This is a genomic window from Erwinia sp. PPS120, from assembly GCF_047918655.1.
Taxonomy (GTDB): domain Bacteria; phylum Pseudomonadota; class Gammaproteobacteria; order Enterobacterales; family Enterobacteriaceae; genus Erwinia; species Erwinia tasmaniensis_A.
Genome location: NZ_JBLREF010000050.1, coordinates 1 through 22,921, shown reverse-complemented (window position 1 = coordinate 22,921; position 22,921 = coordinate 1). Strand labels below are relative to the sequence as shown.

25 protein-coding genes and 4 tRNA genes are annotated in these 22,921 nt (G+C 47.0%); 7 read left to right on the top strand and 22 right to left on the bottom strand.

The window, feature by feature from the left end; genetic code table 11:
- Positions 1-157: 157 nt before the first annotated feature.
- From ACLRGG_RS20260 to ACLRGG_RS20160, 21 genes are all read right to left on the bottom strand, one after another.
- The gene (locus tag ACLRGG_RS20260) at positions 158-667 is read right to left on the bottom strand and encodes a hypothetical protein (protein ID WP_416251447.1); all 510 of its coding nucleotides are present in this window, start codon (positions 665-667) and stop codon (positions 158-160) included.
- A 13-nt stretch (positions 668-680) separates the two neighbouring features.
- Positions 681-1,571, bottom strand: coding sequence for a hypothetical protein (locus ACLRGG_RS20255; protein WP_416251446.1), 891 nt, complete (start codon positions 1,569-1,571; stop codon positions 681-683).
- Between the two features lie 3 nt (positions 1,572-1,574).
- Positions 1,575-2,291, bottom strand: coding sequence for a hypothetical protein (locus tag ACLRGG_RS20250; RefSeq protein ID WP_416251445.1), 717 nt, complete (start codon positions 2,289-2,291; stop codon positions 1,575-1,577).
- Positions 2,278-4,842, bottom strand: coding sequence for a TcfC E-set like domain-containing protein (locus ACLRGG_RS20245; protein ID WP_416251444.1), 2,565 nt, complete (start codon positions 4,840-4,842; stop codon positions 2,278-2,280). Before ACLRGG_RS20245 ends, ACLRGG_RS20250 begins: the two co-directional genes overlap by 14 nt.
- Before the next feature lie 16 nt (positions 4,843-4,858).
- Positions 4,859-5,371, bottom strand: coding sequence for a hypothetical protein (locus ACLRGG_RS20240; protein ID WP_416251443.1), 513 nt, complete (start codon positions 5,369-5,371; stop codon positions 4,859-4,861).
- A 49-nt stretch (positions 5,372-5,420) separates the two neighbouring features.
- The gene (locus tag ACLRGG_RS20235) at positions 5,421-5,957 is read right to left on the bottom strand and encodes a hypothetical protein (RefSeq protein ID WP_416251442.1); all 537 of its coding nucleotides are present in this window, start codon (positions 5,955-5,957) and stop codon (positions 5,421-5,423) included.
- Between the two features lie 257 nt (positions 5,958-6,214).
- Entirely contained in the window at positions 6,215-7,456 is a 1,242-nt protein-coding gene (locus ACLRGG_RS20230) for a protein TadG, associated with Flp pilus assembly (protein WP_416251441.1), read from the bottom strand.
- Positions 7,432-7,794 (bottom strand): hypothetical protein, encoded by a 363-nt coding sequence (locus ACLRGG_RS20225; protein ID WP_416251440.1) that lies wholly within the window; start codon positions 7,792-7,794, stop codon positions 7,432-7,434. Before ACLRGG_RS20225 ends, ACLRGG_RS20230 begins: the two co-directional genes overlap by 25 nt.
- Complete coding sequence (gene tadF, locus ACLRGG_RS20220) at positions 7,794-8,381, bottom strand: tight adherence pilus pseudopilin TadF (RefSeq protein ID WP_416251439.1); 588 nt, start codon at positions 8,379-8,381, stop codon at positions 7,794-7,796. The genes ACLRGG_RS20225 and tadF overlap by 1 nt, the downstream gene beginning before the upstream one ends.
- On the bottom strand, positions 8,359-8,850 hold the full coding sequence (locus ACLRGG_RS20215) for a TadE/TadG family type IV pilus assembly protein (RefSeq protein WP_416251438.1): 492 nt from the start codon (positions 8,848-8,850) through the stop codon (positions 8,359-8,361). The genes tadF and ACLRGG_RS20215 overlap by 23 nt, the downstream gene beginning before the upstream one ends.
- Positions 8,850-9,584, bottom strand: a complete 735-nt coding sequence (locus ACLRGG_RS20210; protein ID WP_416251437.1) for a tetratricopeptide repeat protein — start codon at positions 9,582-9,584, stop codon at positions 8,850-8,852. Before ACLRGG_RS20210 ends, ACLRGG_RS20215 begins: the two co-directional genes overlap by 1 nt.
- Positions 9,571-10,413 carry a type II secretion system F family protein gene (locus ACLRGG_RS20205; protein ID WP_416251436.1) on the bottom strand — a complete coding sequence of 281 codons (843 nt, stop codon included), beginning with the start codon at positions 10,411-10,413 and terminating at the stop codon, positions 9,571-9,573. The genes ACLRGG_RS20210 and ACLRGG_RS20205 overlap by 14 nt, the downstream gene beginning before the upstream one ends.
- Positions 10,410-11,282 (bottom strand): type II secretion system F family protein, encoded by an 873-nt coding sequence (locus ACLRGG_RS20200; protein WP_416251435.1) that lies wholly within the window; start codon positions 11,280-11,282, stop codon positions 10,410-10,412. Before ACLRGG_RS20200 ends, ACLRGG_RS20205 begins: the two co-directional genes overlap by 4 nt.
- A 3-nt stretch (positions 11,283-11,285) precedes the next feature.
- Positions 11,286-12,566 (bottom strand): TadA family conjugal transfer-associated ATPase, encoded by a 1,281-nt coding sequence (locus ACLRGG_RS20195; RefSeq protein ID WP_416251434.1) that lies wholly within the window; start codon positions 12,564-12,566, stop codon positions 11,286-11,288.
- Positions 12,567-12,571: 5 nt separating this feature from the next.
- On the bottom strand, positions 12,572-13,663 hold the full coding sequence (locus ACLRGG_RS20190) for a CpaE/TadZ family protein (RefSeq protein ID WP_416251433.1): 1,092 nt from the start codon (positions 13,661-13,663) through the stop codon (positions 12,572-12,574).
- A gap of 12 nt (positions 13,664-13,675) precedes the next feature.
- Positions 13,676-14,152 carry a hypothetical protein gene (locus ACLRGG_RS20185; RefSeq protein WP_416251432.1) on the bottom strand — a complete coding sequence of 159 codons (477 nt, stop codon included), beginning with the start codon at positions 14,150-14,152 and terminating at the stop codon, positions 13,676-13,678.
- Entirely contained in the window at positions 14,149-15,513 is a 1,365-nt protein-coding gene (locus tag ACLRGG_RS20180) for a type II and III secretion system protein family protein (protein WP_416251448.1), read from the bottom strand. Before ACLRGG_RS20180 ends, ACLRGG_RS20185 begins: the two co-directional genes overlap by 4 nt.
- A 2-nt stretch (positions 15,514-15,515) precedes the next feature.
- Entirely contained in the window at positions 15,516-16,364 is an 849-nt protein-coding gene (locus tag ACLRGG_RS20175) for a hypothetical protein (protein WP_416251431.1), read from the bottom strand.
- Positions 16,365-16,376: 12 nt separating this feature from the next.
- Complete coding sequence (locus ACLRGG_RS20170; protein ID WP_416251430.1) at positions 16,377-16,814, bottom strand: A24 family peptidase; 438 nt, start codon at positions 16,812-16,814, stop codon at positions 16,377-16,379.
- Positions 16,815-16,898: 84 nt separating this feature from the next.
- Positions 16,899-17,138, bottom strand: a complete 240-nt coding sequence (locus ACLRGG_RS20165; protein ID WP_416251429.1) for a Flp family type IVb pilin — start codon at positions 17,136-17,138, stop codon at positions 16,899-16,901.
- Positions 17,139-17,280: 142 nt separating this feature from the next.
- Positions 17,281-17,823: a winged helix-turn-helix domain-containing protein gene (locus ACLRGG_RS20160; protein WP_416251428.1), complete on the bottom strand. Its 543-nt coding sequence runs from the start codon at positions 17,821-17,823 to the stop codon at positions 17,281-17,283.
- A 707-nt stretch (positions 17,824-18,530) separates the two neighbouring features.
- Between ACLRGG_RS20160 and murB the strand changes: the two genes are divergently transcribed.
- Complete coding sequence (gene murB, locus ACLRGG_RS20155) at positions 18,531-19,568, top strand: UDP-N-acetylmuramate dehydrogenase (protein ID WP_416251427.1); 1,038 nt, start codon at positions 18,531-18,533, stop codon at positions 19,566-19,568.
- Positions 19,565-20,527, top strand: coding sequence for a bifunctional biotin--[acetyl-CoA-carboxylase] ligase/biotin operon repressor BirA (gene birA, locus ACLRGG_RS20150; protein ID WP_416251426.1), 963 nt, complete (start codon positions 19,565-19,567; stop codon positions 20,525-20,527). Before murB ends, birA begins: the two co-directional genes overlap by 4 nt.
- A gap of 27 nt (positions 20,528-20,554) precedes the next feature.
- Here the strand turns inward: birA and coaA are convergent, their stop codons facing one another.
- The gene (coaA, locus tag ACLRGG_RS20145) at positions 20,555-21,505 is read right to left on the bottom strand and encodes a type I pantothenate kinase (RefSeq protein ID WP_416251425.1); all 951 of its coding nucleotides are present in this window, start codon (positions 21,503-21,505) and stop codon (positions 20,555-20,557) included.
- A gap of 728 nt (positions 21,506-22,233) precedes the next feature.
- On the opposite strand from coaA, the gene ACLRGG_RS20140 reads away from it, so the two are divergent.
- The 5 genes from ACLRGG_RS20140 to ACLRGG_RS20120 all read left to right on the top strand — a co-directional run.
- Positions 22,234-22,309: transfer RNA gene (locus ACLRGG_RS20140), tRNA-Thr, on the top strand.
- A gap of 12 nt (positions 22,310-22,321) precedes the next feature.
- Positions 22,322-22,406: transfer RNA gene (locus ACLRGG_RS20135), tRNA-Tyr, on the top strand.
- Positions 22,407-22,527: 121 nt separating this feature from the next.
- A tRNA-Gly gene (locus ACLRGG_RS20130) sits at positions 22,528-22,602 on the top strand.
- Positions 22,603-22,608: 6 nt separating this feature from the next.
- A tRNA-Thr gene (locus tag ACLRGG_RS20125) sits at positions 22,609-22,684 on the top strand.
- A 113-nt stretch (positions 22,685-22,797) separates the two neighbouring features.
- Positions 22,798-22,921, top strand: a 124-nt coding sequence (locus ACLRGG_RS20120; RefSeq protein WP_004957728.1) for a GTP-binding protein, incomplete at its 3' end; no start/stop codon positions are given.

Genomic DNA, 22,921 nt, shown 5'->3' with positions numbered 1-22,921 from the left:
CCCACACTACCCACACTACCCAGCTTTTCCAGACTTCAATATTTTCATACCTACCTCCGGGAGCAGAGGATGGCATTGCCTGTAAAAATATTTCAGTATAATTTATCGAGGCGATTACCTAATATGAATATCATCTTGTTGGGAATACTACTGTTTATTACACCGATGGCGTGACAATTACATTAAAAGTGCCACTGTAGGACCCTAATGGGTATGTTTCGGTCCGCTGAGACGAGATGAAACGCACTTTAATGCCTTTCTGCAGGTCAGGAACATCAGACAGTGAAGGGTAAACAAGCAGGTTATTGTAGCCAAATGAAGTTGATGATTCACCTCCATCAACCCGGACCCAGGTAGTATTAAGCCGCATGCGGTCGTTATTTTCTGAGATCAGTTCGTTATTGCCTGGGCCAGATAATGAAAGAGAAACACTACTGGCATTGCCAATAAATTGAAAGGCTGGCGTCGTAGCGGTCATATAACCCGAGTTATCCTCTAACTTCAGGCTGAATGCCGAATTGGTCACATCCTTACTATTCACATAGACCCTTACGCTGGTGCTAATCTCTGCAAGTAATTCAATTGACGTTTTAACGGATACGGCTGCCCGCACCGGTGCCACAACAGTGAAAGCGAGCAGCACTCCTGTTATCATTCTGTATTTCATATCTTTGTTCCTGTTAGCTTTCTGGAATAACGATGGCCGTCAATGTGTCGTGTAGTCGTGTACCGGCAGGAATTCCACGAATCTCTTTACCCATTAAAGAGAACTGAACTTCAAGTTGGGCGCTACTCATCTCTCCGGCAGGTAAAATGCCACGGTAAATCCCGTCTGGTGCTATGGCCACATCTGCAATAGCGATTTTATAAGGAACGAAATTTTCTCCGGGTGTCGATCGCAGACGCCACTGATTATGTTGTTGCTGTGACGATTCAAAAGTAAGCTTGTATGAAAGTGGCTCGCTATTCGCTATGTCCGTTTTTGTTAAACGCAGACGTACCGAACTTTTAGCATCCTGAAATGGGCCGACGTCACCAAATATCAAAGCCGATTTATCAAAGCTGGCGGAGACAGTCGATGCTGTATTTTGCAAAACATGGAGATCAAGATAAAGCGGAGTAAGTATGCTGCTTTCTCCTTCTACGCTAAAGCTGAAGCTGCCTAACTGTAACCGTGGTGGTAGTGCCTGCCGCATTAAGGTGGAACCATGCGCCCTGCTGAACGCGCTTGCATGGAGGTGTATCCATCGTTCCTGAGAAGAAGCTGCAAGCTGTAGGGGCTGACCACAGCGAAGCTGAGTACCTGGTGAAGAGGAATGTATCGATAATGCCAGTGAGGCAGCGATCAACTCATTGTTTTCACAGCGCCCGTCACCGACGGGTTGCAGCAGCAAAATTACCGCTTTGTTGGCGGGTTGCAATAATGAAAGCGATCCTGAACGTCCATCTCCATGTTGACCCTCGCTAAAGAGACGCAGGGAACCATTGGGCTGGGGCTGTACGATAATGGCTCCCTGGGCAAGCACGGCCAAGGGAGCCAGTAACAGAATCGTGAGCAGAGACAAACGCATAATCTATTCCTTATGCTCGCACATATCATAAACCTGTAATTTGCCATCCATTTCAAAAGAAAGGTGTCTGTTAACCGTCAGCGATCGTGCGTGTTGGGGATAAACGTTAAATGACTTACGGTCCTTGCGCCCATCAATAATCAGGTTACGCAGTTCGCTACGTACATTGCCCGTGGCCCTGAGCGTCCATGCATTACCTTTGCAGGTCAGACTAATCCCGGCGGTATGTTTTCCAGGCGGTAAATAACGTAGTAATACGTCATAGCCAACAGCGAAACGCACCTTACCTTTATCAGACTCCTTCTCCGGGTAACTCGGACGGATGCGTAGTCGGTATACCGTCTCATATCCGACGGGCTTGAGCGGCAGAATACGAACCTTACGCTCTTCACCATAAGGAACAATGAGTTTGGTCGGTGAGAACAGCAAAGTCGGATCGGCAGTTCCCAACTCCTTAACTCTATTTTCATTGGTGTCTCCCGGATTAGTCACGCGGAAAAGTTCGAGTGTGACAAACTCGTAGCGCTGGCTATTACTGTCTTCTCCCTGTACCTCAGTATCAGATGATCTGAATGCCGACTTTACGGTAATAAAATTATCTCTGGGGCTGTCCTGACGAATATCTTTAACAATAGGGAAAACCTCTATCGCCTGTACGGCAGCAGAATAAAACAGAATTACGCTACTAATAAAAAACAGTGGCCATTTATTCAATTTCACAATTAACCTCACGAATTTGCATTACGCCTTGCATCATTTTTATTTCCTCTTCCCTAAGTGGACAGCTATATGTATCGCCCTCTTTTTTTATGGTCAAAGAGGTCAGTTTCTGTCGGCTTTCGAGTTGGAAATCTCCGATAAAAAAACCTTCCTCATCCGATAAGGCATTTGCCCCGACAATTCTGGCGAAGTTTAAAGGACGGCCTGAAAAATAGAGACGACCAGTGACGGTAAGGTTTTGTGTAGCTGCGAGTTTGACATGGTAGACCTGGCCCGGCATGGCCCAGGTTGATGTGCTTTTAGCAGTGAGATCGTAAAAAGCATTATTTCCTGAGGTAAACAACTGCTCGGCTTTCGGCGCGATCTTCTTATAGGGAATAATACTTAACGTAGTTTTCTCACCGCCCTTGACGACGACAGGCTCATTATTGTTGTTTCGGACTTCAAAATAGTGGTCTTCTGCCAGATCCGTCGCATCAATAATAAGCGCCGAATTGCTCGCAATTTTTCCCCAGGCAATTTCACTGTTACCGATTGCGAAACCACTACGCTGAGAGAGATATTGCTGATGATAGGTTGATTCATTGATTGACTGTGAAATGCCAAACGAGGTAAACCCAAAGCGATTATTTACTACTGTACCTACGCTGGCATTGGTACTTCCCCGCTGGCCATGATCCAGACTGGCATTAAGGCTATAATTACTGCCGCGGCTAAATTCAGGATTATCAATATTCAATGCATAGCTGGCGCTGTAAGCGTTGTCATCACTCTCCTCTGTGAGTCTTGTTCGCAGATTAAGAGATTGATAGTGATTATAGCTGCGCTCACGCATGCTCAACGAAAACTGGGTATAGAAGCGATCTTCCATTACTCTGTGGAAAGAATAGCGGCTGGAGAATTCATTAGCACCGTGGTGATAGCCGAGATCTACCCGCAGACTGAGCCGGTCTGCCAGAGGAAAATCACGATTCAGGTTAACATCCCAGTTCTTAAAGGTCGTCTTACCCAGTTGACCATACTCTTGTTTCAGTGTGTTCAGACCATAGCTGACGCTCAGCCCCAGGCTCCAGGGAAGGAAGGTATTAGCGCCTAACTGCATAGAAGAGAAGTCGTAAGCAGGAATAATTGCGAAGCGGCGAAAATCTTTATCATCGCCATCAAATATGAACTTTCGGTAGCTAAAATTCATGCCCATCAGATTAAGATTCTTCATCCATCCAATCTGATAGCCCTGGCTGCCGTCGTCGCCATAGAGACCATCGAAGTAGATGCGTTCCGCCAGCCAATTGTTCACCGGGACATCCAGGCTGACATTACCGTATAAACGGCCATCGTCGAGAAGAAATCCCGCTCCGGCTGATAAGGCAGAAAGGGTGGTATAAGCCAATGAGAGATTGGCGAAGTAATGACTATTCAAGGGCAGAGGAGCACTTTGAAGACCACAGTTTTTACACTGCCGAGAGAGGCTTGAAGAGATTTCGCTTTTATAGGGGTCATAGCGGCCAAACTCAACAATAAACTCTGTTTCACCCGAGTGGAAAGGACCATTTCGTTTGTAAAAAGGCTGCGTTTTCTCTTCATATACCCCATTCACCATCTTTGAGACCAGCCGCACCTCGTAGCCTCCACTCGGCCAGCTACGCGTGTCCAGATGCTGCAGGCCTTCGGGAAACTGTTGTAAATCAATGAGTCTTCCCTGGCGATAAATTTCAACGGTGCCGGCCTGCTGTAGGTAGACCGTTACGGGTGAGGCGGCGCCGTATCCAGGATTGATGTAATTATCACCTATGCGACCCAGAGAAATGCCGTCAAAGTTGACAGGGTTAAAGAAGCTGTAGGTCATTGAGGGTGTACTGCTGAGAAGGTTGTCGCTAAGTCGCTGACGACCAGTCTTGAAACGTATATTTTCGTGCTCAAGATAAAGTGCAAGCTCTTCTACATTGAAATTGATTTGGCTGGCGTAGCTCCAGGCACCCTTCACATAGCTATTTCCCGTCAGGTTCAGCACTTCACTGCTGCTTAGACTGACGTTGTCCCCGTAAGAGTCAGCAAGATAATTCAAATTATGGGCATGAACAAAGCCGGCGTTACTCGTATGAGGGATATAACCCTGCTTCAGGATAGGTGAGACTGCGCTAAACAGATTGCCTGGAAAGATGAGTCGAAGTGAGGAATCTGATTCATTGAGGAGGACGGCAGGCTTATCGTGAGCAACTTTGCCTGGCCCTAATCTCTCCAGCGGTACTGAAAGCAAAGTAAGCAGTGCATCGTATGAAATTTTCATGGGTGCATTATCTGGAGCCATAATTTGATCCACCAGTACGCGAGGTGACATCAGCAAAGCCTGCTTTCGATCATACTCAACGCTGATGGTACCGAGTGAGATATCGCCATAATAGATGTCAAAGATACCCATCTGTCTGGCATTGAAAATATCCTCAAATCCCTTCGGTACTGCGGCCGTGGGCGAGGCATTGGCCGCAGGAAAAGGAGAGAAAAGCGTCATTGCGTACAATATAAGCAGGTAAATGTGGTAATTATTACTCATTATTCCCTGTCCCCAATTAACTTACTGGCGTTATCAGCAGAGTAAATGTGTTTGCGTAGTGTCCTTGGGAGTATTTTTCGGCCAGGAGTTGTGAAGAAAAATTAATCCTGAACCCATTTTCTGATGTAGCCTGGCTGATCTGCTCTAATACAGGGAGCCGAAGTTTCTGCGTGACGCTATAGGTTTTTTTATCGAAAATGAAATTCCCTGTGAGATTAATTACACCGCCTCCTTCATCTGTTTTGTTAAGAATGAATTCTCGCCCAGCGAACATGATTTCGGCTTGTTCGATATTCCCGACAAGGTGAAAAAGGCCTGACGTTTTATCAAACTTTCCCGTAGAGGCGTTAACGGGCAGAGAAAAATCAAACTCGTTACCCGTAAGGGGGATGTTCTGATAATAAAGGGCGATTTTGGCCAGGGAATTAGCGGAGATATCCAGCGAAACCTGTGAGCCAGGCAGGCTCAGGGTGGACTGACTCCAAAACACTATTGCCATTGTGAACAGAGCAGCAGGCTTATTTTTCATGGTATTCAGGCAGGGTCAGCCTGAGCGGACCCTGTTCCTCTAAGGAAATTTAAGGTTTAGCGACGACGTTCGCGTATACGGTGCCCTTATACATCCCCTGACCAAGCTGGTCATAGTCCTTATCCGAGATCAGGCGGAAATTAATGGGCAGCTCGCCGTGTGTGTTATTAGCAACAAGGTTATAATCTTTAGTGGTGCCAGAGGTGGCAAACACCTGATTACCAGCAGAGGTGAGGGTAACGATTTTATATGTCATGCTGTTTAGTTCCTCACCCTGAGTGCTGAAAAGAGTAAAAGCATCACCGTTGGCAGAATTGCTATCATCGAGGGTGAGTCCTACTTCCAGCTTATTGACGTCATTATTCCAGAGTTTCAAGGGGGGCGTATCCGCCTCCATTTTACCGGAAGCCGCTGGCTTCATGACGATATCCATATCAGTTATTGGACGTCCACTGGGATCGGTAATGTTTGCACTGTCAGGGACATTTGCGCTTATATTGAATTTCGTATCATATTTTCCCGGCGTGGCAGCAAATGCTGACGTGGAAAATATAAGTGTGGCTAATATAGATACTGTTTTTTTCATTAAACTATTCCTTTTAGGTAAAGACTGTTCCATCATTAATACAGTGTAGTAATGAATATCTAGAATTTTTTAGTGCCGGTTAAAAATCAAATCCTGTATGGAAAGAAGTATGGAAGCTTTCTTTGTTATAAGGATTGATTAAGTATGCACTACGTATTCTTATTATTCTTTAACGTTTTTCTCTGTTTTTCTTAAATAGTATTAGGTGTCGTGTTATTTTCTATTTTCAGAGGGTTATTTCTGTCCTGTGTTAAGTGCTAGTTTTTAGTCGTGTTGTGACCCACCTCTTCGAATATCGCACGCCGTAGGCTATCCTCCAGTTGTTCTACGGAATAAGAGTGATAAAAATTCTTGTCTCCCACGCAGCGTTTCCAGTCTACGGTCGGATTATAGCCAATACCCACAAAGACCATTTTTCCCACTGACACTTCAGTTGTCAGCACCTGACGAATACGGTCGCACATTCCGGCAGCCATTAACCTCTCTGTAATTTGTATGTTAGCAGGATGGTCGTTCCCATCGGAGATAATGATGAGCAGTTTACGTTTACCCTTTCCGGCAGCCAGAGCAGTGGTTCCAAGAAGTACCCCACTACTGATCAGGGTATTACCCGTTGCCGTCATTTCCCGGATCCTCCTGATTTCTGTTATGTCAGATGTCAACGGCACTCTCCAGCTATTGCTATTAAAAAGGCAAACGTCCGGAGCAACATGACTTAGCGGTATCCAGATATGATTAACGGGGTAAGGAATTGCGGCAATGGTTGCAGGATAGTCAATAGCATATTCAAGTTGTTGCGAGGCACCCCGACTAAGCAACCATGGCGATACAGAATAGTGGGTTACAAAGGGCAGGTCGCATCGGTTACCTACTCGTGAACCCCAGTCAAAGGGCAGGAAGCCCGCTTTATTCCCTACGTCATAACTATAAAGTTCTGTCACAAGCTTTATTACGATACGCTTAAGCTCGGTTAGTTTACTGTTGCCATAGTTGAAGGGGGCATTCATTGAGTTAGAGAAATCGGTAACGAACATCACATCAACACTGGAGAAGAATTTCCTTGCTGCACCGTTATCGCCAATGACCACCTCTTTATCGAAGCTGGGGAAAAGCGATGAGTGTAGCCACGACTCTTGCAAGGTTTTAGCGCTGACGCGATATTCAACGTAGGAAAGGCCACTGCTTTCTCCTGAGGAAATCTGTATTTCAGGCCGAAATACTGCTTTATCATGGCGCATATAGGCCCGAAGATAATCTCTGGTAAGCGTATAATTTCGTTCCGCGCCCTTACCATTATTTTCCGCTGTCAGCGCGAGCGCAGCCTGCTCCATCGCATCAGAAAGTCGGGCGCGCTCTGTTATATAGCGTGAACCCTCAAGGCCAAATGCTGCCAGGCTAAACAAAAAGCCGCTGAGCAGGACAAAGCTAACGGCAAAAGCCCCTTCGCGTTCCCGGCAGAGTCTTCTGACAGGTTTCAGCAGCTTTTCAGACACAGGCATAGTTGTTCCTTATTGATCAAAGGGAGCCGCAGGCTTTCTACTTCACCGTTAAGGCAAATTAAACAGGGTAATTGTGTTGGCCTGAAACGGGAGAGCATCTGACCATCAATATCGTGATGATAATGAACGCCACCGCGAAAGGCTGGCGCTCGCGGGTTGATATCGTAGATATCCACCTGCAGTTGACTCTGTAATGTTGGGCTGTAAAACAGCATCTGATTGAGGTTTTCAATTAACAGGGAATGACCCTCCATGGCCGTATCAACAAAAATAACCGCATGCGGTTGTGCGAACACGAGTGTCGGGAATATCAGTAACAGCAATATTCTTTTTTTCACTATCGAAGCATCACAATGGCAAAAGACGATAATAAAGGCTTCTCTTCACGGGAGATCAGACGCGTATACCAACTGGCGGCAGGCAGGCAGACGGTGACCTGATAAAGCGGCACCCAGCGACCATAACTCCCACGCGGTGACAGCTGTAACTGCTTATCAAGTCTTTCGGCCGGGTGACACTGCCCACTGCCGGAACCTGCAGTCCAACTGTTATAAAGTTTGACCTGCTTACGCGTATCATTAAGCCCGATGGGATCCACAAAATGGACTTCTTCTACCCTTAGCTGAAGCCCTCTTAAGTCAGCATCGCTATGCATATCACTTAACATACGGCCGGCCAGCTTCGCTGCCGCATTAACGTCCTGTTGCTGAAGAATTTCACGCCCATCGAATAACTGAATTCGTTCGCGCAGCAGGCCTGCTACGGAATAGGACGTGCGATCCAGCTTGCCGATGGTCGCCTGACGAATCATCAGATCGGTCAGGAACATCAGAAAAATGAGAAGTACCATTGAGATCAGCACGAATTCGACGGCGACAGATCCTCGATGGTCACTACGTAAATTACGTAAACTCAGAGCGTTCATATTCCTGAACAAAAATCACCTCCCGATTTAGTACATGACTTACCCAATAGCTGGGAAAAGGAAAAAACATAGGTTTATAGCGATATTTGAGCTGATAACGCGCAATGGGGCGTTTTTCAAATCTGTCACCGCCGCCGGTATTGATCATTTCTGTGATGCTGGCTGCATAACCTATATTGATTTCAACGGCATTTTCGCGTGTCAGGAATCCCCAGAGTAGGCCCCCCTGTGTTATAAGGCGTTTTTCAAAGCGAGAGCGATAGGTCCCTACCCGCTCATTATTAGCAGGGGCGTTTTTGGCCTCTTTAGCGGCTTCAGAAACGGCCAAATCAAGTACTGATGAGATATAAGAAAGTCGCGCGGTTTCAGCAATAAAGAGCACCAGGAAAAAAAAGGCGCAGAGGGTCAGCGCGAATTCGATGGTTACTGCGCCTGAGCGGTTGTTTAAAAGGCTTAAAAATTTGCGCATTACCCCAAACTCCTGCCGGTGGTGGTAATCTGCTTCAGAGCCGAAATGAGTTCATCGGGATGTTGCGACAAATTTTCGTCGCGTATAACATCGCGTGCGTAGCGGAAATCGCCCACTTTCACCAGTGACAGCACTAGATTACGCAGGATCCGTTCGTCCTTACGACCCCGAAGATATTGCGGCAGGAGCAGACCGACAGCATCCTGATAGCGGCGGTCCAGAATTGCCACCATTGCCAGATTGTTTAACGCTACGTCATCAGCAATAAAGAGCGCACGCGCCTGCTCGACGGACTGTTTACCTTCGCTAAGTTTCCCGCTTAGCGCCTGTGCTACGCCACGCAAATTCCATGCTTCAGCGTTATTCTTGTCACGCAGCATCATCTTGTCGGTAACGCGGATAGCCTGAGCGAAATCCCCCAGGGCGATCATGTTCTGAGCCTGCAACTGATACAGAGGCTGGCTGGGCTTATTGATCAGCGGTTGCAGGGTATAGAGCGAGGTCTTATAGTCACCGGCAAGATAGTAATAGCGAGCCAGTTTAAGGCGAGTTTCAGGATCGTCCTTTTTCTTCAGCCAGGTCCGGTAAAGGTTAATTAACCCACTATAATTTTTTACCCGCAACAGAATATCTTCCTGATAGTTCGCTTCGGTTGTACTGACAGGTTTAGGAGATACACAGCCAATAAGCAGGGTGACAGAAATGAATAATGTAATTTTTCTAAAAAACAGCATCTTTGAAAATCCTTAAAATACCTGGAGCGGCAATCAGAACAATGATCGGGAACATGATGAACAGGATGAGGGGAACGCTCATGCGTGCGGAGAGCTTGCCGATCTGCTCTTCAGATCTGAGAAGCTGCATCTCACGCATATCGCGGGAAAGTTCAATCAGGTTGTCGTAAAGTGAAGTACCGTAATGTACGCTCTGCTGTAAGGAGGAGCAGAACATCCGCATCTCGGTTAGATCCACCGAACGGTAAAGATCCATCAGCGCTTCCTCCAGCCCACTGACCTCCGCGTGTTTGGTGAGCTGCTCCATCAGGCTGGTAAGGTTGGGATCAATATTGTCACTGTGACGGGCAACAAATTTAATGGCGTGCTCTACCGTCATCCCGGCCTGGACGCAAACGGCCAGCAGATCGATTAAATAGGGTATGGCATCGGTCATTAATTTGCGGCGTGTTGAAAGGGCAGGCTTTTGCAGCAGCGCGGGTGTAACAATAATCACAATCAGTAATAGCACCATCTGCATGGCGATATCTTTTATTGTAAAGCTGGTTATCCCCAGCATATTTATTAGCAAAACTACTGCGCCAATGCTTGCCAGAATCTTTAGCTTACTGGCCGGGTTTTGATCCAGCCTTTGCAGCATGCTGAGCCAGGGACTGTTGGCAATAACAATGCTTTGTAGATCGAGGGACCCGCTATGAGACTTTTTTATAATAAGGGGTTTATTATCAATCGCCCGTATGGTTTTTTTCAGCCGGGCTATTCGGTGGCTGGATATAACCAGGGTGATAATACCCATTATCAATATAAGCAGATAAACTGGGGTGTTCACAGCGCTTTCCTTAGCAGTAGCCAGATAATCGTCATGCCGATGGCTTCGCTGGCAAGTACGTAATAGAGGATGATTCGGCCTGTCGGATCATTGATGATAAAGTCGAAATTTTCCGGGCTGAAATACTTCATACCACAGAAGAAAAGTATAGGTATGGCGGCAACAATTTTGGCGGAGGCACGGGCTTCTGACGTCATTGCCATTTTACGCCGTGACATGGTTCGACTATTCGTGACGATTCGGTTCAGTCGGCTGATTAGCATGCGTAATTGCGCGCCGTGCTGCATGCTGATAATAATGACGACGGCAAAAAAGTAGAACTCGCGATATTGATATTCCCGGCAGGCATCTCCCAACACTCTTTCGGGCTCTTCGCCCAGATTAAGGCGCCGGTCAATGCGCTGAAAGGTTTTACCCAGTGGGCCTCCGATGCTGCTTCCACAGCGATGCAGCGCCTGGTGAATACTGTTTCCGGCTGAGACGGAGGCATTAATCGCCGACAGGACTTCTGGGAAGTTATTCTCAAAGTAACGTCGCTGTAATGTCCTGCCAATGCTAATTTGTGCAATAACCATCACGGGCAGGCACACTATCAGTAACCCGGACAGGCTGAATCCAAACCAGTTACCATTAACAACAATTAATCCCATAAGCAGACCGAGAGCGACCAGTAAGCCCTTCGCCCCTTTCAGAGTGCGATCCCCCAGGGCAAAATGCCGCCACTCCCCCCAACGCGCCAGCAGATAATGGAGCAGCGGCAAATGGATGGCGACCTGGCGTTTTTTTAGCGCGGTATTGCGCAACCTGTTCCAGTTGAGGTGGTTTATTAACAGAATTGCGATACCGATAAGGATAATCAGATAAGCCATCACTTATTCCAGCCCGAAAATCTGTTTAAGCTCGGCACTGAGATCAAACATCGTCGCGTTGCGCATCACCGCCGATCGCATCAGCAGCCCATGATTGACAAACTCGCCGCTGATTTTGCCGTCAGCTCGCCGCTCGTGATGGGGTTTATAGCTGAAGATGTCCTGTAAAATAACGCGGTCGCCTTCAATACCCATCACCTCGCTGATGTTCATGATTTTTCGTGAACCGTCGTTAAGACGCGAAACCTGAATCACCAGGTTAATGGCCGAAACAATGTTGCGCCGGATCGATTCCATAGGAATGTTCATGCCTGCCATCATGACCATATTTTCAAGGCGCGAAATTGCGTCTCGTGGGGTGTTGGCGTGCAGCGTAGACATCGAACCATCGTGACCTGTGTTCATCGCCTGCAGCATTTCAAACGTTTCCTCACCGCGACACTCCCCCACGATAATGCGATCCGGGCGCATCCTTAACGAATTCACCAGTAAGGCGCGCATATTGACCTGGCCCGTATTCTCCAGACCCGCAAGGCGCGTCTCCATGCGCAGGACGTGTGGCTGCATTAGCCTCAGTTCAGCGGCATCTTCCATAGTAATAATGCGCTCGCTAGGATCGATGTACTTTGATAACGCATTCAGTAGCGTGGTTTTTCCTGAGCCGGTTCCTCCGGAGATAATGATATTTGCCCGACAACGGGTGGCGATTATCATAAAATTAGCCATCTGGCTGCTCATCGCGTCATAGCGAATTAAATCCGCCAGTTCTATATTGCCCTTGCTAAATTTACGAATTGAGATGGAAGTCCCATCCAGGGCAATAGGCTGAATGGCGACATTGAGACGGCTTCCATCCACCAGTCTTGCATCCACTAAAGGACGCCCCTCGTCCAGCCGCCTTCCTACTTTCTGTACCAGTCGCTTGGCAATATCAGTTAACTGCTGATTATTGATAAAGCGGGTCGGAGCCAGCTCCAGTTTGCCCTTGCGCTCGATGTAGATCTGATTTGGGCCGTTAACTAAAATATCGCTGATATCGTCATCTTCTAATAGCGCCCGCAGAGGACCCAAACCTACAATCTCATCTGCCATCAGTTCTGCCATATACTGCTGCGCCTGGTGATCGAGATAGATATTTTTACTGCTAATGACCAGCTCCAGGATGCGGTTCATTTCACCGAGTAGCAACATGCGGTCCTGCACCAGACTCTCAACCTTATTAACATCAATATTTTCCAGAACTCCCTCCCGGAGGGTTTCCTGTAGTTCCTGGCTGATATTCATTTATCTTATTGTCCTTTATGATGTAGACGACTCAAAAATGAACGCCCCTTTTCCGGTTCTTCCCCCAGAATCATCAGTGCGAGGCGATCGATCGGCTGAGAATGACGCCCGGCGAACAGGGAAAAAAGCTGCTTTTTGTAGGGGATAACGATATCGATACTTCTACCCAGCAGTGACGCAATATCTTCCTTATTGAGCATATCTTCCGTCACGGGACGACTGTCGTTAAGGCACAGGATGAGTCGGCGTGAAAGCTTCCTTGCACGGTTCATTGCCTCAATACTTTCAGTGAGCTGATTAACAATGCGAATTGAAATCATTGAGCGATCGAGAATCAGCACTATGCAGGCGGACTGTTCAATAATCTGGCGCAGCGTCTCTTTACTCGCAGTGTTGATAGCCTGCTCGAAGAGTACGAAGTTGTATTTGCTGAATATTTCCTGAGTCAGATCGGGTATGCCCGACTCTGTGGCGGTCATGAGGTCGAGATCCCTGCTATGCGTAACCACATCCTTTAACAGCTTTTTATCGGCGATTAAATCCAGATCCTGAGAGGCCGCAGTGCCCTGAATCAGCAGTGTGGACATCTGGCGAAGTTGAATCACGCGGTTGGCCAACTGCCACGTCAGGGTCGTATTACCCACCCCTCCTTTACAGCCGAGAATACTCACAGTGCTTGCGCTGCGAACCATATGGGGTATTGAGCTACTTATAATCGCCTGAGTCAGCGCTTCACGCTGTAAGGTGAAGTGAAAATAGTGAATGCCCCGATCAGCAAAGGACTGCGCCAGTGCAATCGAGTCGCTATCGCCTACCACACAGCACCATACGCTCCGGGGAATAGTGGCCAGAAGTAAGCGGATCAGCCTCTCATGATCACTTTCAGCAGCAATATCAACGATTACGCCACAGGCATTTTCTGGTATCGAGACATGGCGAGTATCACCCAGCATCTTGTCCACACTTTCTACCTGCTGAAAACCCGTCAGGCGTAGCAGCTGGGCCAATTGAGTACGCTTTTCAGACTGGGGGGAGAGGACATAAAAAGGTTTTTCCTCACCCGCGGACTTACCTTCCTTTAGCGGAAATAGCAGCATATATCGGGCTCCTCAGAAGAAATACTTTTCGGGATTAACCAGCGATGAGCTGAGGGTATTATTCAGTGCGCAGCCGGCATCGATAGCTGAGGAGAAATGCCAGTCCTGGCTGGCATAATTGCATTCCGGTAAACGCAGACGAATGCTCTCAATCTTAATTTCAATACCCTCAGCGCTTCGAGGGTGAAAACCGCCACGGTCCATCTTCAGCACAACTCTTTCCAGAGGGATGCCTTTTGACATAAGCAGGTTACGTAATATTTGTGCCGTTGGCGTAAAGGCTGTATCTGACCAGGTCAATTTAATAAGGCCATTAAACTTAGGTCCGGCGAATTCCATTACCTGACCGACAGCTATTTCACGGGCTATCTGGCTGTGACTGCTCAGGCTAAGATTGTGTTCAGTTATTTGCGGCAGATTATTGCCCGCAGCTATGGAGGATGCCGTGAATCCGAATTGCAGCAATAGCAGCAGGTAAACGCGTTTCATTTAATAAACCCTCCCTTTTCTAAAAATTCTTCAGCCATTTTTCGATTGCGATCATCCTGGATGCCATCAAAATTAAGAAAACGAGACAGCGTTGAAGTGCGCTGGAAGTCGGGTAAGGTAACCTCCCGGGTAGTGACGGGTTTAACCAGATTTACCGTAGCCACCACCACCAATTCGCCGTGTGTGCGCTCTGTTTTGGCATTGCGAAAAAGTGCGCCAAGGAGTGGTACATCACCGATAAACGGCAGACGGGCGAGTTCTTCTCGTTCGTTACTGCTGATCAATCCGCCCAGAAGGAAGCTTTCACCATCGGCAAGTTCAACGGTGGTTCTGGCCCGACGGGTTTGGAAGGTAGGAAAAGACATGCCCGCGCTGGAGGCGTAGGTGGAATCCACGCTGCTCACCTCCTCACCCAGCGTGATGCGTATGCGTTTGCTACTGCTAACCCTGGCACCCACGTTCAGTTTTATACCGAACTCTTTATAGCTTACGGAGGTGCCATTGGTGGAACTGGTTACAATGGGGACTTCGCCGCCGACCAGGAAATCCGCCGTTTCGCCGGACATAACAGAAAGGTTGGGTTCTGCCAGAATTCGGGCAACGGAGTCATTACGAATGGCATGGACCAGGCTGCTGAGCGTATCGGCACTGAATTTAATAAATCGAAAAGTACCTGGCGTGATATCAGGTTTGCTCGCGCTGATGGAGCCCCAGTCTATACCGACGTTATCAGTAAAGGTCTTGGTGATTTCTACAACCGATAATTTAACGTTGACCTGATTTGTTACCGGTAAACGTAGATTATTGATAATAGTTGGATAGACCACTTCATTGAGCCATTCAGGTGTCTCATTACCGTTGTCAGACTGCTTTTTATTGACCTCACGCTTAGCACTTAATCCTTCACCAACAATTTGGTAAACCCGGTCTTTATCTTCTTCGGTCGTTACCGTGCCGCTTAGGACATAAATTTTTCCTAACTTTTGCAGAGTGACTTTGCTGTCCGGGAAGACGTCAAGAATACGTTTTTGCACTGCCCCCAGCATGGGATCGACGATAAGCGTAATCTTAAGTAAAGGATCACCTGACTTACCCAACACATTCAGATCGGCGCGCCCATTCTCTTTTGCATAGACGATCAGGCTGTTGTCGCTAACAATTTCATAATCAGCGACTTTCGGTGAAGACAAAAAAATGGTCCCCACGCTTTCACCGACACTGACTAATTGAGAGTCACCCGGCTCCATGTAGATTTCGCCCGCATTAACGCTATGTGAGATAATGACAGCGGTTACGAGCGCAAGTATCTTGAAAAGACAACGCGAGAAAAACTGGGCTACCGTAAGAAAAATATGGTGAATTCTCAATTTTTCCCCCTTAGTTCGCGTATGGAATTAAAATTTGGCAGAATGTCGGATAACTGTGTCCTTTTATCGGAAATATGTGCCGTCCCTTTTGTCAGAGAAATTAAGATCTCACCCGATTTTTCTACCGTTCTGAGCGTTGCCATTTGTTCAGCATCGACGCGAACGATGACTTCGCCAGCGATATTATCGCTGCGATAATTGGTGTTCTCGCTATGCTCATATTTTTCTATCTTAATGATGTCGACAGAGGACATTAACGGCTGCGTGAAATAGTGGTTTACGTCTGAACTTATGACTGTATCCATCCCATCAGCGGCTGTCGGGTTTGTTACTGCTCTACTATTATTGCTATCTTTAGCACGGAGGGTAAGGGTGATTCTTTGCCCCACTTTTAATGTCTTCAGCATAAATTTATCCTGAACATTGACCTTGACCGCATAAAGCGTTTCGCCATCCCTTAAACTGTGTTGTACGAACTCAGGGCTGCCTGGAGATACTGTCATTTCAGGTGAAATAATGCTTCCTTCAGCAATGTCTTTCCGGATGAGATACCCAGTAAGATCGGCTATAACCTCTGAAGGAAATCCGTGTTCATTTTGTGCATCTTCATAAACCTCAATTTCTTTTATTTTATAATCTGAAAGTGACAATAAGTCATAAGGCCTAAGCTCTCTTGTTGCCTGAGCGAGAAACGTTACCCTTTTTACAGGTTCGGATACTGATACGGGTACAGGATCTGCCGTGGCCGCGGCTGGATCTGCAGCGGGTTTATATTGAATAAGTATACCTGCCACCCCAACGACGATAACAATTAAGGAAATAAAAAAAAGCATTCTATGGTTCATTGATAAGCTCTTTTAATAAATGGCGTGCGTAATCGGGTAAGTGAGAATAAATGCCAGTGAAATGGCGACCGCATAAGGAACACCATTGCTGATAACATTTTTACGAAACCCGATCAGGCCAGTTATTGCCACCAGCCCCCCAAAAAAGAGGGTGGTAAGTATAAATGTTACTATGGTAGCGTTAGAAAAGGACAAAGAAAGCACGGTTAACAGCTTAACGTCTCCTCCACCTATAACGTGAAAAACAAATAAAATAAACAAAATGATGAAGACGCTAAATGCAGCGGCTACATTGGGTGCTCTACCCTGCATAACGATTAGAGCGACAAGCAAAAAAACTAAAAAAATAAGACTGGTATGGCTGATGGTACGCGTTGTGATATCCTTCAGGGAAATATAAAGCAAAAGCAATGCAATCAAAATGTAAATTACTTTAATCCAATATTCCACAAAGGTACTCTTATTGATGTAGTTGTTAATACTGCTGCAAAAAAGAATCCTGCAGCAGTTGAATATGATCCGCTCGTGCTTAGATTAACGGCCGGATGATTTATTTACAGTAACGCTAGTGATAGCATCAGCTATCTTGGCGAAGGTACTTTTCAGGGCGCCCAGGAAGCCTGAGTCCTGATTACCGAGGACGAGAGCCAGAAGTGTCGCCATGGCCACCCCAATAAGTGCATATTCAATTGCGGTAACACCACGTTTGTCTTTTACCAGCTGCTTTAAGTGCAGTGAAGAAAAAACGTAAGCGCGGATAAAGATATTTGTCATGAACTTCTCCTTAATTAAATACCAGACCCTGGTAGCAGGGTGCAATGTTTTCTACCCTAAACTCCTTCGTTGAGAGCGGGTGCATTAAACAAGAGTTAATAACTGGTGTCCTTATCAAAATCATAATTACATTCATTTTAGTTCAATTTCCCTCAGAAATAAGATAACGAAAGACAACTACGGTTAACGTTGCCAGCCAGCACACTGCGATCACCGCTAAGATAGAAAAGAGTCTGTCAAGATTCCTGCGGGAATGAATACCTTTACTATTCTTATCTATAAAAGATAAGTTTTGAGATGATGATATTAATGTGCTCGTCACGGGAGTTTCAGTGTCATTTATAGTGACTAAGTTTACTGGTGAGTTATAATTTGATGTGCTTACTTTCCCTATGTATTTCACACCTCTACGAGGGATGGTTTTAATCAGAGAGCCTGGTAATCCTACGAGTTCGAAAGATTTTCTAAGTGAGTGGATTTGTCCGTAATAACTACTGTCACTCACCACGCCTCGCTGTTCATGCCAGATCTGGTTAATGATAGTCTGCTTGCTACTCTCACCCTCAAGCAAAAGTTTTAAGAAACGATAGCTATTTTCGGACAAATTGACGGTTTTCCCACTCTCGCTGACTAACAGCCCCTTCTCTGGGATAAACTGAATATTTTCATCCAACAGATAAATCATATCCTTTCCCTGGTTAAGATTTTTTGTTTTCTTACACACTCACTGTGTGGAGATGTAACGCTGATGAACTCATGGCACGCTAACAATCATTATTATATAGTGCAGGGTAAATAGACGCATCTTATTAATGCTTGAAAAGCATTAATAAGCTAACGCTTTGTGTGGCAAGCATTTTCGATCTGGTATTGAAGGGTTACTAAGAGAATGTAAGAATCTTGAGGGTTTGAATTCCTGTAATGAACGCTAAATCTTGTAGCGTATTTAAAAGCTATGCCACATAGCTCTTTATCGGCAGTATCAGAGGTTTTAAAATTACCCTCCTGTTTACAATATAAGGGTTAAACAAAAGATAAATAATTATCTTAATGCTGGTTTTAATTAAATAAAGGTAAAGTTCATCCGGTTTTAATTAACTAAAGGTAAAGTTCATCCTCATGGTGGTGTTGGATTTGTTGTGGTTCTGGGGGAGTTATTGATATTACCAGCTTACCAGGATAATTAACATAATTTATATTAATATAGTTCATGTGTCATTATTATGATCGTTTGTAAGCAAAGTTTCAACGTGACCTTATGTGGGTAATGCCTGACGGGATCCCTGGGTTTGTGTTGCATTTTAGTCTGTATTAACCTGGTCAACGTAAATTCCTGCCAGACCTGACGGGAATCGGTTACACTCCTGGCAGATAAATACCTGGAAACGCAGAATGTCAACTCTGGATAGTACCCTAAAACCCTGGAATACATTTCAGCTTGAAGCACGGGCCGCTGAGGTGAACGTGATAAGCAGCCCGGATGAATTGCTGCATTACTGGCAAGAAAGCAGGCGTCTGAGTCAACCTGCACTCCTGCTCGGAGAAGGCAGCAATGTACTTTTCCTTGAAGATTTTGTTGGTAGGGTGCTCATTAACCGTATAAAAGGGATCCACATCGCTGAGGATGCGCTCGCATGGCACCTGCATATTGGTGCAGGCGAAAACTGGCATCAGCTCGTCGTACATCTGCTGAGTTCAGGCATTCCTGGCCTTGAAAATTTGGCAATGATCCCTGGGTGCGTTGGCTCGGCCCCGATTCAAAACATCGGTGCTTATGGTGTCGAGTTAAGCCAGATTTGCGAATACGTGGATGTACTGAATTTTTCATCCGGTAAAATTGAGCGTCTATCCGCAGCAGACTGCTTGTTTGGCTATCGGGACAGCATCTTTAAGCATCAGTACCAGACGGGGTATGCAATAGTTGCCGTTGGCCTGCTGTTAGCCAAAAAATGGGTTCCTGTGCTGACCTATGGCGATCTTGTCAACCTGGAAGTTACAACGGTCCAACCCCAGCAGGTTTTTGATGAGGTTTGCAGAATGCGCAGCAGTAAACTGCCAGACCCTAAAAAAATCGGGAATGCCGGAAGCTTTTTTAAGAATCCAGTCGTCACGACTGAGACTGCTATGGCGATCAAAAGTCGCTACCCCCAGGCCCCGGTTTATTCCCTGGATGACGGTAATTTCAAACTGGCTGCGGGCTGGCTGATTGATCGTTGTGATCTAAAAGGATATCGGGTCGGTGGTGCTGCTGTGCACAGTCAGCAGGCTTTAGTATTAATTAATGAGAATAATGCCTCAGCTAATGATGTGGTCGCGTTAGCGCGCGAGGTTCGTCAGCGCGTGGGTGAAAAATTTAATGCATGGCTTGAGCCAGAGGTACGCTTTATTGCTGCTGAGGGTGAAAAAGACGCTGTCGGAGTGATTTCATGAAGGATAATACCGTACCCCTCACGCTGATAAGCATCCTGGCTGACGGAGAATTCCACTCAGGCGAGCAACTGGGTGAGCGTCTTGGGATGAGCCGTGCCGCTATCAATAAGCATATTCAGACGCTGAGGGACTGGGGGATAGACGTTTTTACCGTCACCGGCAAAGGCTATAGCCTGGCGGCTCCCATTCAGCTTCTGGATGAAAAGATTATCATGTCGCAGCTCGCTCAGGGCAGGCTGGCCGTTATCCCCGTTATTGATTCCACCAACCAGTATCTACTGGACAGGATGCCCGCTCTGCAACCGGGAGATGCCTGCGTTGCCGAATATCAGCAGGCGGGAAGAGGGCGCCGGGGAAGGCAGTGGTTTTCCCCCTTCGGGTCAAACCTTTATCTCTCTATGTACTGGTGTCTGGAACAGGGACCCGTAGCGGCAATGGGCCTGAGCCTTGTCATCGGCATTGTCACCGCCGAAGTCCTGCGCGCACTGGGTGCAAATGACGTAAGGGTAAAATGGCCAAATGATCTTTACCTTAACGACCGTAAACTTGCGGGCATTTTGGTTGAACTGACTGGTAAAACCGGGGATTCCGCCCATATCGTGATTGGCACCGGCATTAATCTTGCCATGCGAATGCCTGATACTGACGTTGTTAATCAGGGGTGGATTAACCTGGAGGAGGCTGGCGTAACCATCGATCGTAATAAACTGGCGGCCACGCTGGTAAACAAAACCAGAGAGTCACTGCAGCTCTTTGAACGAGAAGGACTTGCATCTTTTATCGATCGCTGGAGGGTACTGGATAACTTTATCGATAGGCCGGTTAAATTATTGATTGGCGAGCGGGAAATCCTGGGTATCGCCCGTGGAATTGATCAGCAGGGCGGACTGATTCTCGAGCAGGATGGCGTTAGAAAATCCTGGGTAGGGGGTGAGATCTCATTACGGCCACAGAATTAGCCAGGGAGTGGGGCATCGCCCCACTTTTCATTTCCTTAAGCTGACCAAATCGACCGCATGGTTAATGCTTTTGGTCATAATCAGGCTGGCCCGTTCACGGGTAGGCAGGATATTTTCTTTAAGGTTCATCAGGTTGATCTCTTCCCATAGCTGAGTGGCGATGCCCACGGCTTCTTCTTCTGAAAGTCTGGCATAGTTATGGAAATAGGAGTCGGGATCGGTGAAAGCGCCCTGACGAAACTTCAGGAAACGGTTGATATACCAGTTCCGCAGCAGATCTTCCGGTGCATCGACGTAAATAGAAAAATCTACAAAGTCTGAAACAAATACGTGGTGGGGATCATGCGGATAATCCATCCCGCTCTGCAACACATTCAGGCCTTCGAGAATAAGAATATCCGGCTGCTGTACAACTTTATCCCCTTCAGGGATCACGTCATAAATCAGATGGGAATAGACAGGGGCGGTAACCTGTAAAGCGCCTGACTTCAAATCAGAAACAAAATTAACCAGGCGATGCATATCATAAGATTGAGGAAACCCCTTTTTCTTCATCAGTCCCCGTTCTTTTAACACCTCATTAGGATGTAAAAAACCATCGGTAGTGATCAGCTCAACGCGTCGGTGTTCAGGCCAGCGGCTCAGCAGGGCCTGCAACACGCGAGCGGTGGTGCTTTTACCTACAGCAACACTGCCGGCAATACTGATTATGTAAGGGATCTTCTGTCCGTTAGTCCCCAAAAACTGCTCAAGAACGGCCTGACGACGCAGGTTAGAGCTGATATAAAAATTCAGAAGGCGGGAAAGGGGAAGATAGATTTCCGCTACTTCCTCAAGAGACAGGTCTTCGTTTATCCCTTTCAGCCGGGCAATCTCCGCTTCGCTCAGGGTCATCGGCACTGAATCACGCAGTGCCGCCCACTGGGCGCGGTTAAATTGCAGGTAAGGCGTGGTTAGCAACGACTCTTTTTTACTCATATGCATGCTTCTGCCAGCAAGAATTTGCCTGTCGTGAAGATGAAATATCCGATGAATTACGCTTATCGCGTCCTCATGCTCACAAACCAGGGAAAATTTCAGAAAACAATGGGCAGGAGGTTAACACCCCAGGGGCACTAACCAGAAGGTAAAAATATGCTCGCCCGACGCAAACGTAACGGCACCCACAATTTTCGAAGAAACCGCTGGCGTTTAGTGAGCTAACCTGACTTAACACAAAGTATGTATAGAGAAAGGGTAAGCGATAGGCTGCTGCCAGCACATGCTTATCCACACGCTGTCAGGCCGTACGCTTTGCTTTCCTGCTACCTATACCTGTACCTATATGTACACGCTTTCACGCTTTCACGCTTCCACGCTGCCAGGGCGTCCCCTTTATCTGTTCACTCTCCTGTTTATTCGCTACTGTCGTATGACGAGAAACCGCATGACGAGCCTCGCGTTTGACGTGATCAGCCTCATTCACTTCTTCTCAACCGGAAAAAGCGAACATTTTCCGTCCACTGCGAAATAATCCACCCGGCAAGAGGTTAAGGCCTGTAATCCCGATGGTTAAAAAAACAGCCTTGCGGTGATTCTTTGTACGGAAAACCCGATCGCAGCGCCTGATTTGCGAAGAATTGCACAAATAACAGGCATTAGAACAAATATCGCAATTTTTTTGTTGCATAGATCGGCCGGTCTTCCTAGAATGCGCGTCACTTGATGCCGGCTTAGCTCAGTTGGTAGAGCAACTGACTTGTAATCAGTAGGTCACCAGTTCGATTCCGGTAGCCGGCACCATCAAGTACCCCAGGTGGGATTCCCGAGCGGCCAAAGGGAGCAGACTGTAAATCTGCCGTCATCGACTTCGAAGGTTCGAATCCTTCTCCCACCACCATTTCAGACTGAGCTCAAGCACAGTCGGAGTCATCAAGCGTAAGCGGGTTGACTAGGATAATAAGAAAGCTTTTCTTATTATTCACAAGCTACAGACAGAACAGGTAGCCGAGTTCCAGGATGCGGGCATCGTATAATGGCTATTACCTCAGCCTTCCAAGCTGATGATGCGGGTTCGATTCCCGCTGCCCGCTCCAAGCCGTGCTGATATGGCTCAGTTGGTAGAGCGCACCCTTGGTAAGGGTGAGGTCCCCAGTTCGACTCTGGGTATCAGCACCACTTCTACATCTCCCTCCCTGATTCTTCTCTGTGCGTTAAAATTCAACAGTTCAGGCAATGCCTGGTTGATGTGGTGATATCACCGATTTATCCGTGTCTTAGAGGGACAACCGATGTCTAAAGAAAAATTTGAACGTTCCAAACCGCACGTCAACGTTGGTACTATCGGCCACGTTGACCACGGTAAAACTACCCTGACTGCAGCTATCACCACTGTTCTGGCTAAAACCTACGGCG

Bases quoted from the DNA above. Each gene is read 5' to 3' on its own strand.
- ACLRGG_RS20260 (WP_416251447.1), bottom strand. From the start codon at position 667: ATGAAATACAGAATGATAACAGGAGTGCTGCTCGCTTTCACTGTTGTG.
- ACLRGG_RS20255 (WP_416251446.1), bottom strand. From the start codon at position 1,571: ATGCGTTTGTCTCTGCTCACGATTCTGTTACTGGCTCCCTTGGCCGTG.
- ACLRGG_RS20245 (WP_416251444.1), bottom strand. From the start codon at position 4,842: ATGAGTAATAATTACCACATTTACCTGCTTATATTGTACGCAATGACG.
- ACLRGG_RS20240 (WP_416251443.1), bottom strand. From the start codon at position 5,371: ATGAAAAATAAGCCTGCTGCTCTGTTCACAATGGCAATAGTGTTTTGG.
- ACLRGG_RS20235 (WP_416251442.1), bottom strand. From the start codon at position 5,957: ATGAAAAAAACAGTATCTATATTAGCCACACTTATATTTTCCACGTCA.
- ACLRGG_RS20230 (WP_416251441.1), bottom strand. From the start codon at position 7,456: ATGCCTGTGTCTGAAAAGCTGCTGAAACCTGTCAGAAGACTCTGCCGG.
- tadF (WP_416251439.1), bottom strand. From the start codon at position 8,381: ATGAACGCTCTGAGTTTACGTAATTTACGTAGTGACCATCGAGGATCT.
- ACLRGG_RS20215 (WP_416251438.1), bottom strand. From the start codon at position 8,850: ATGCGCAAATTTTTAAGCCTTTTAAACAACCGCTCAGGCGCAGTAACC.
- ACLRGG_RS20210 (WP_416251437.1), bottom strand. From the start codon at position 9,584: ATGCTGTTTTTTAGAAAAATTACATTATTCATTTCTGTCACCCTGCTT.
- ACLRGG_RS20200 (WP_416251435.1), bottom strand. From the start codon at position 11,282: ATGGCTTATCTGATTATCCTTATCGGTATCGCAATTCTGTTAATAAAC.
- ACLRGG_RS20195 (WP_416251434.1), bottom strand. From the start codon at position 12,566: ATGAATATCAGCCAGGAACTACAGGAAACCCTCCGGGAGGGAGTTCTG.
- ACLRGG_RS20190 (WP_416251433.1), bottom strand. From the start codon at position 13,663: ATGCTGCTATTTCCGCTAAAGGAAGGTAAGTCCGCGGGTGAGGAAAAA.
- ACLRGG_RS20185 (WP_416251432.1), bottom strand. From the start codon at position 14,152: ATGAAACGCGTTTACCTGCTGCTATTGCTGCAATTCGGATTCACGGCA.
- ACLRGG_RS20175 (WP_416251431.1), bottom strand. From the start codon at position 16,364: ATGAACCATAGAATGCTTTTTTTTATTTCCTTAATTGTTATCGTCGTT.
- ACLRGG_RS20165 (WP_416251429.1), bottom strand. From the start codon at position 17,138: ATGACAAATATCTTTATCCGCGCTTACGTTTTTTCTTCACTGCACTTA.
- ACLRGG_RS20160 (WP_416251428.1), bottom strand. From the start codon at position 17,823: ATGATTTATCTGTTGGATGAAAATATTCAGTTTATCCCAGAGAAGGGG.
- murB (WP_416251427.1), top strand. From the start codon at position 18,531: ATGTCAACTCTGGATAGTACCCTAAAACCCTGGAATACATTTCAGCTT.
- birA (WP_416251426.1), top strand. From the start codon at position 19,565: ATGAAGGATAATACCGTACCCCTCACGCTGATAAGCATCCTGGCTGAC.
- coaA (WP_416251425.1), bottom strand. From the start codon at position 21,505: ATGAGTAAAAAAGAGTCGTTGCTAACCACGCCTTACCTGCAATTTAAC.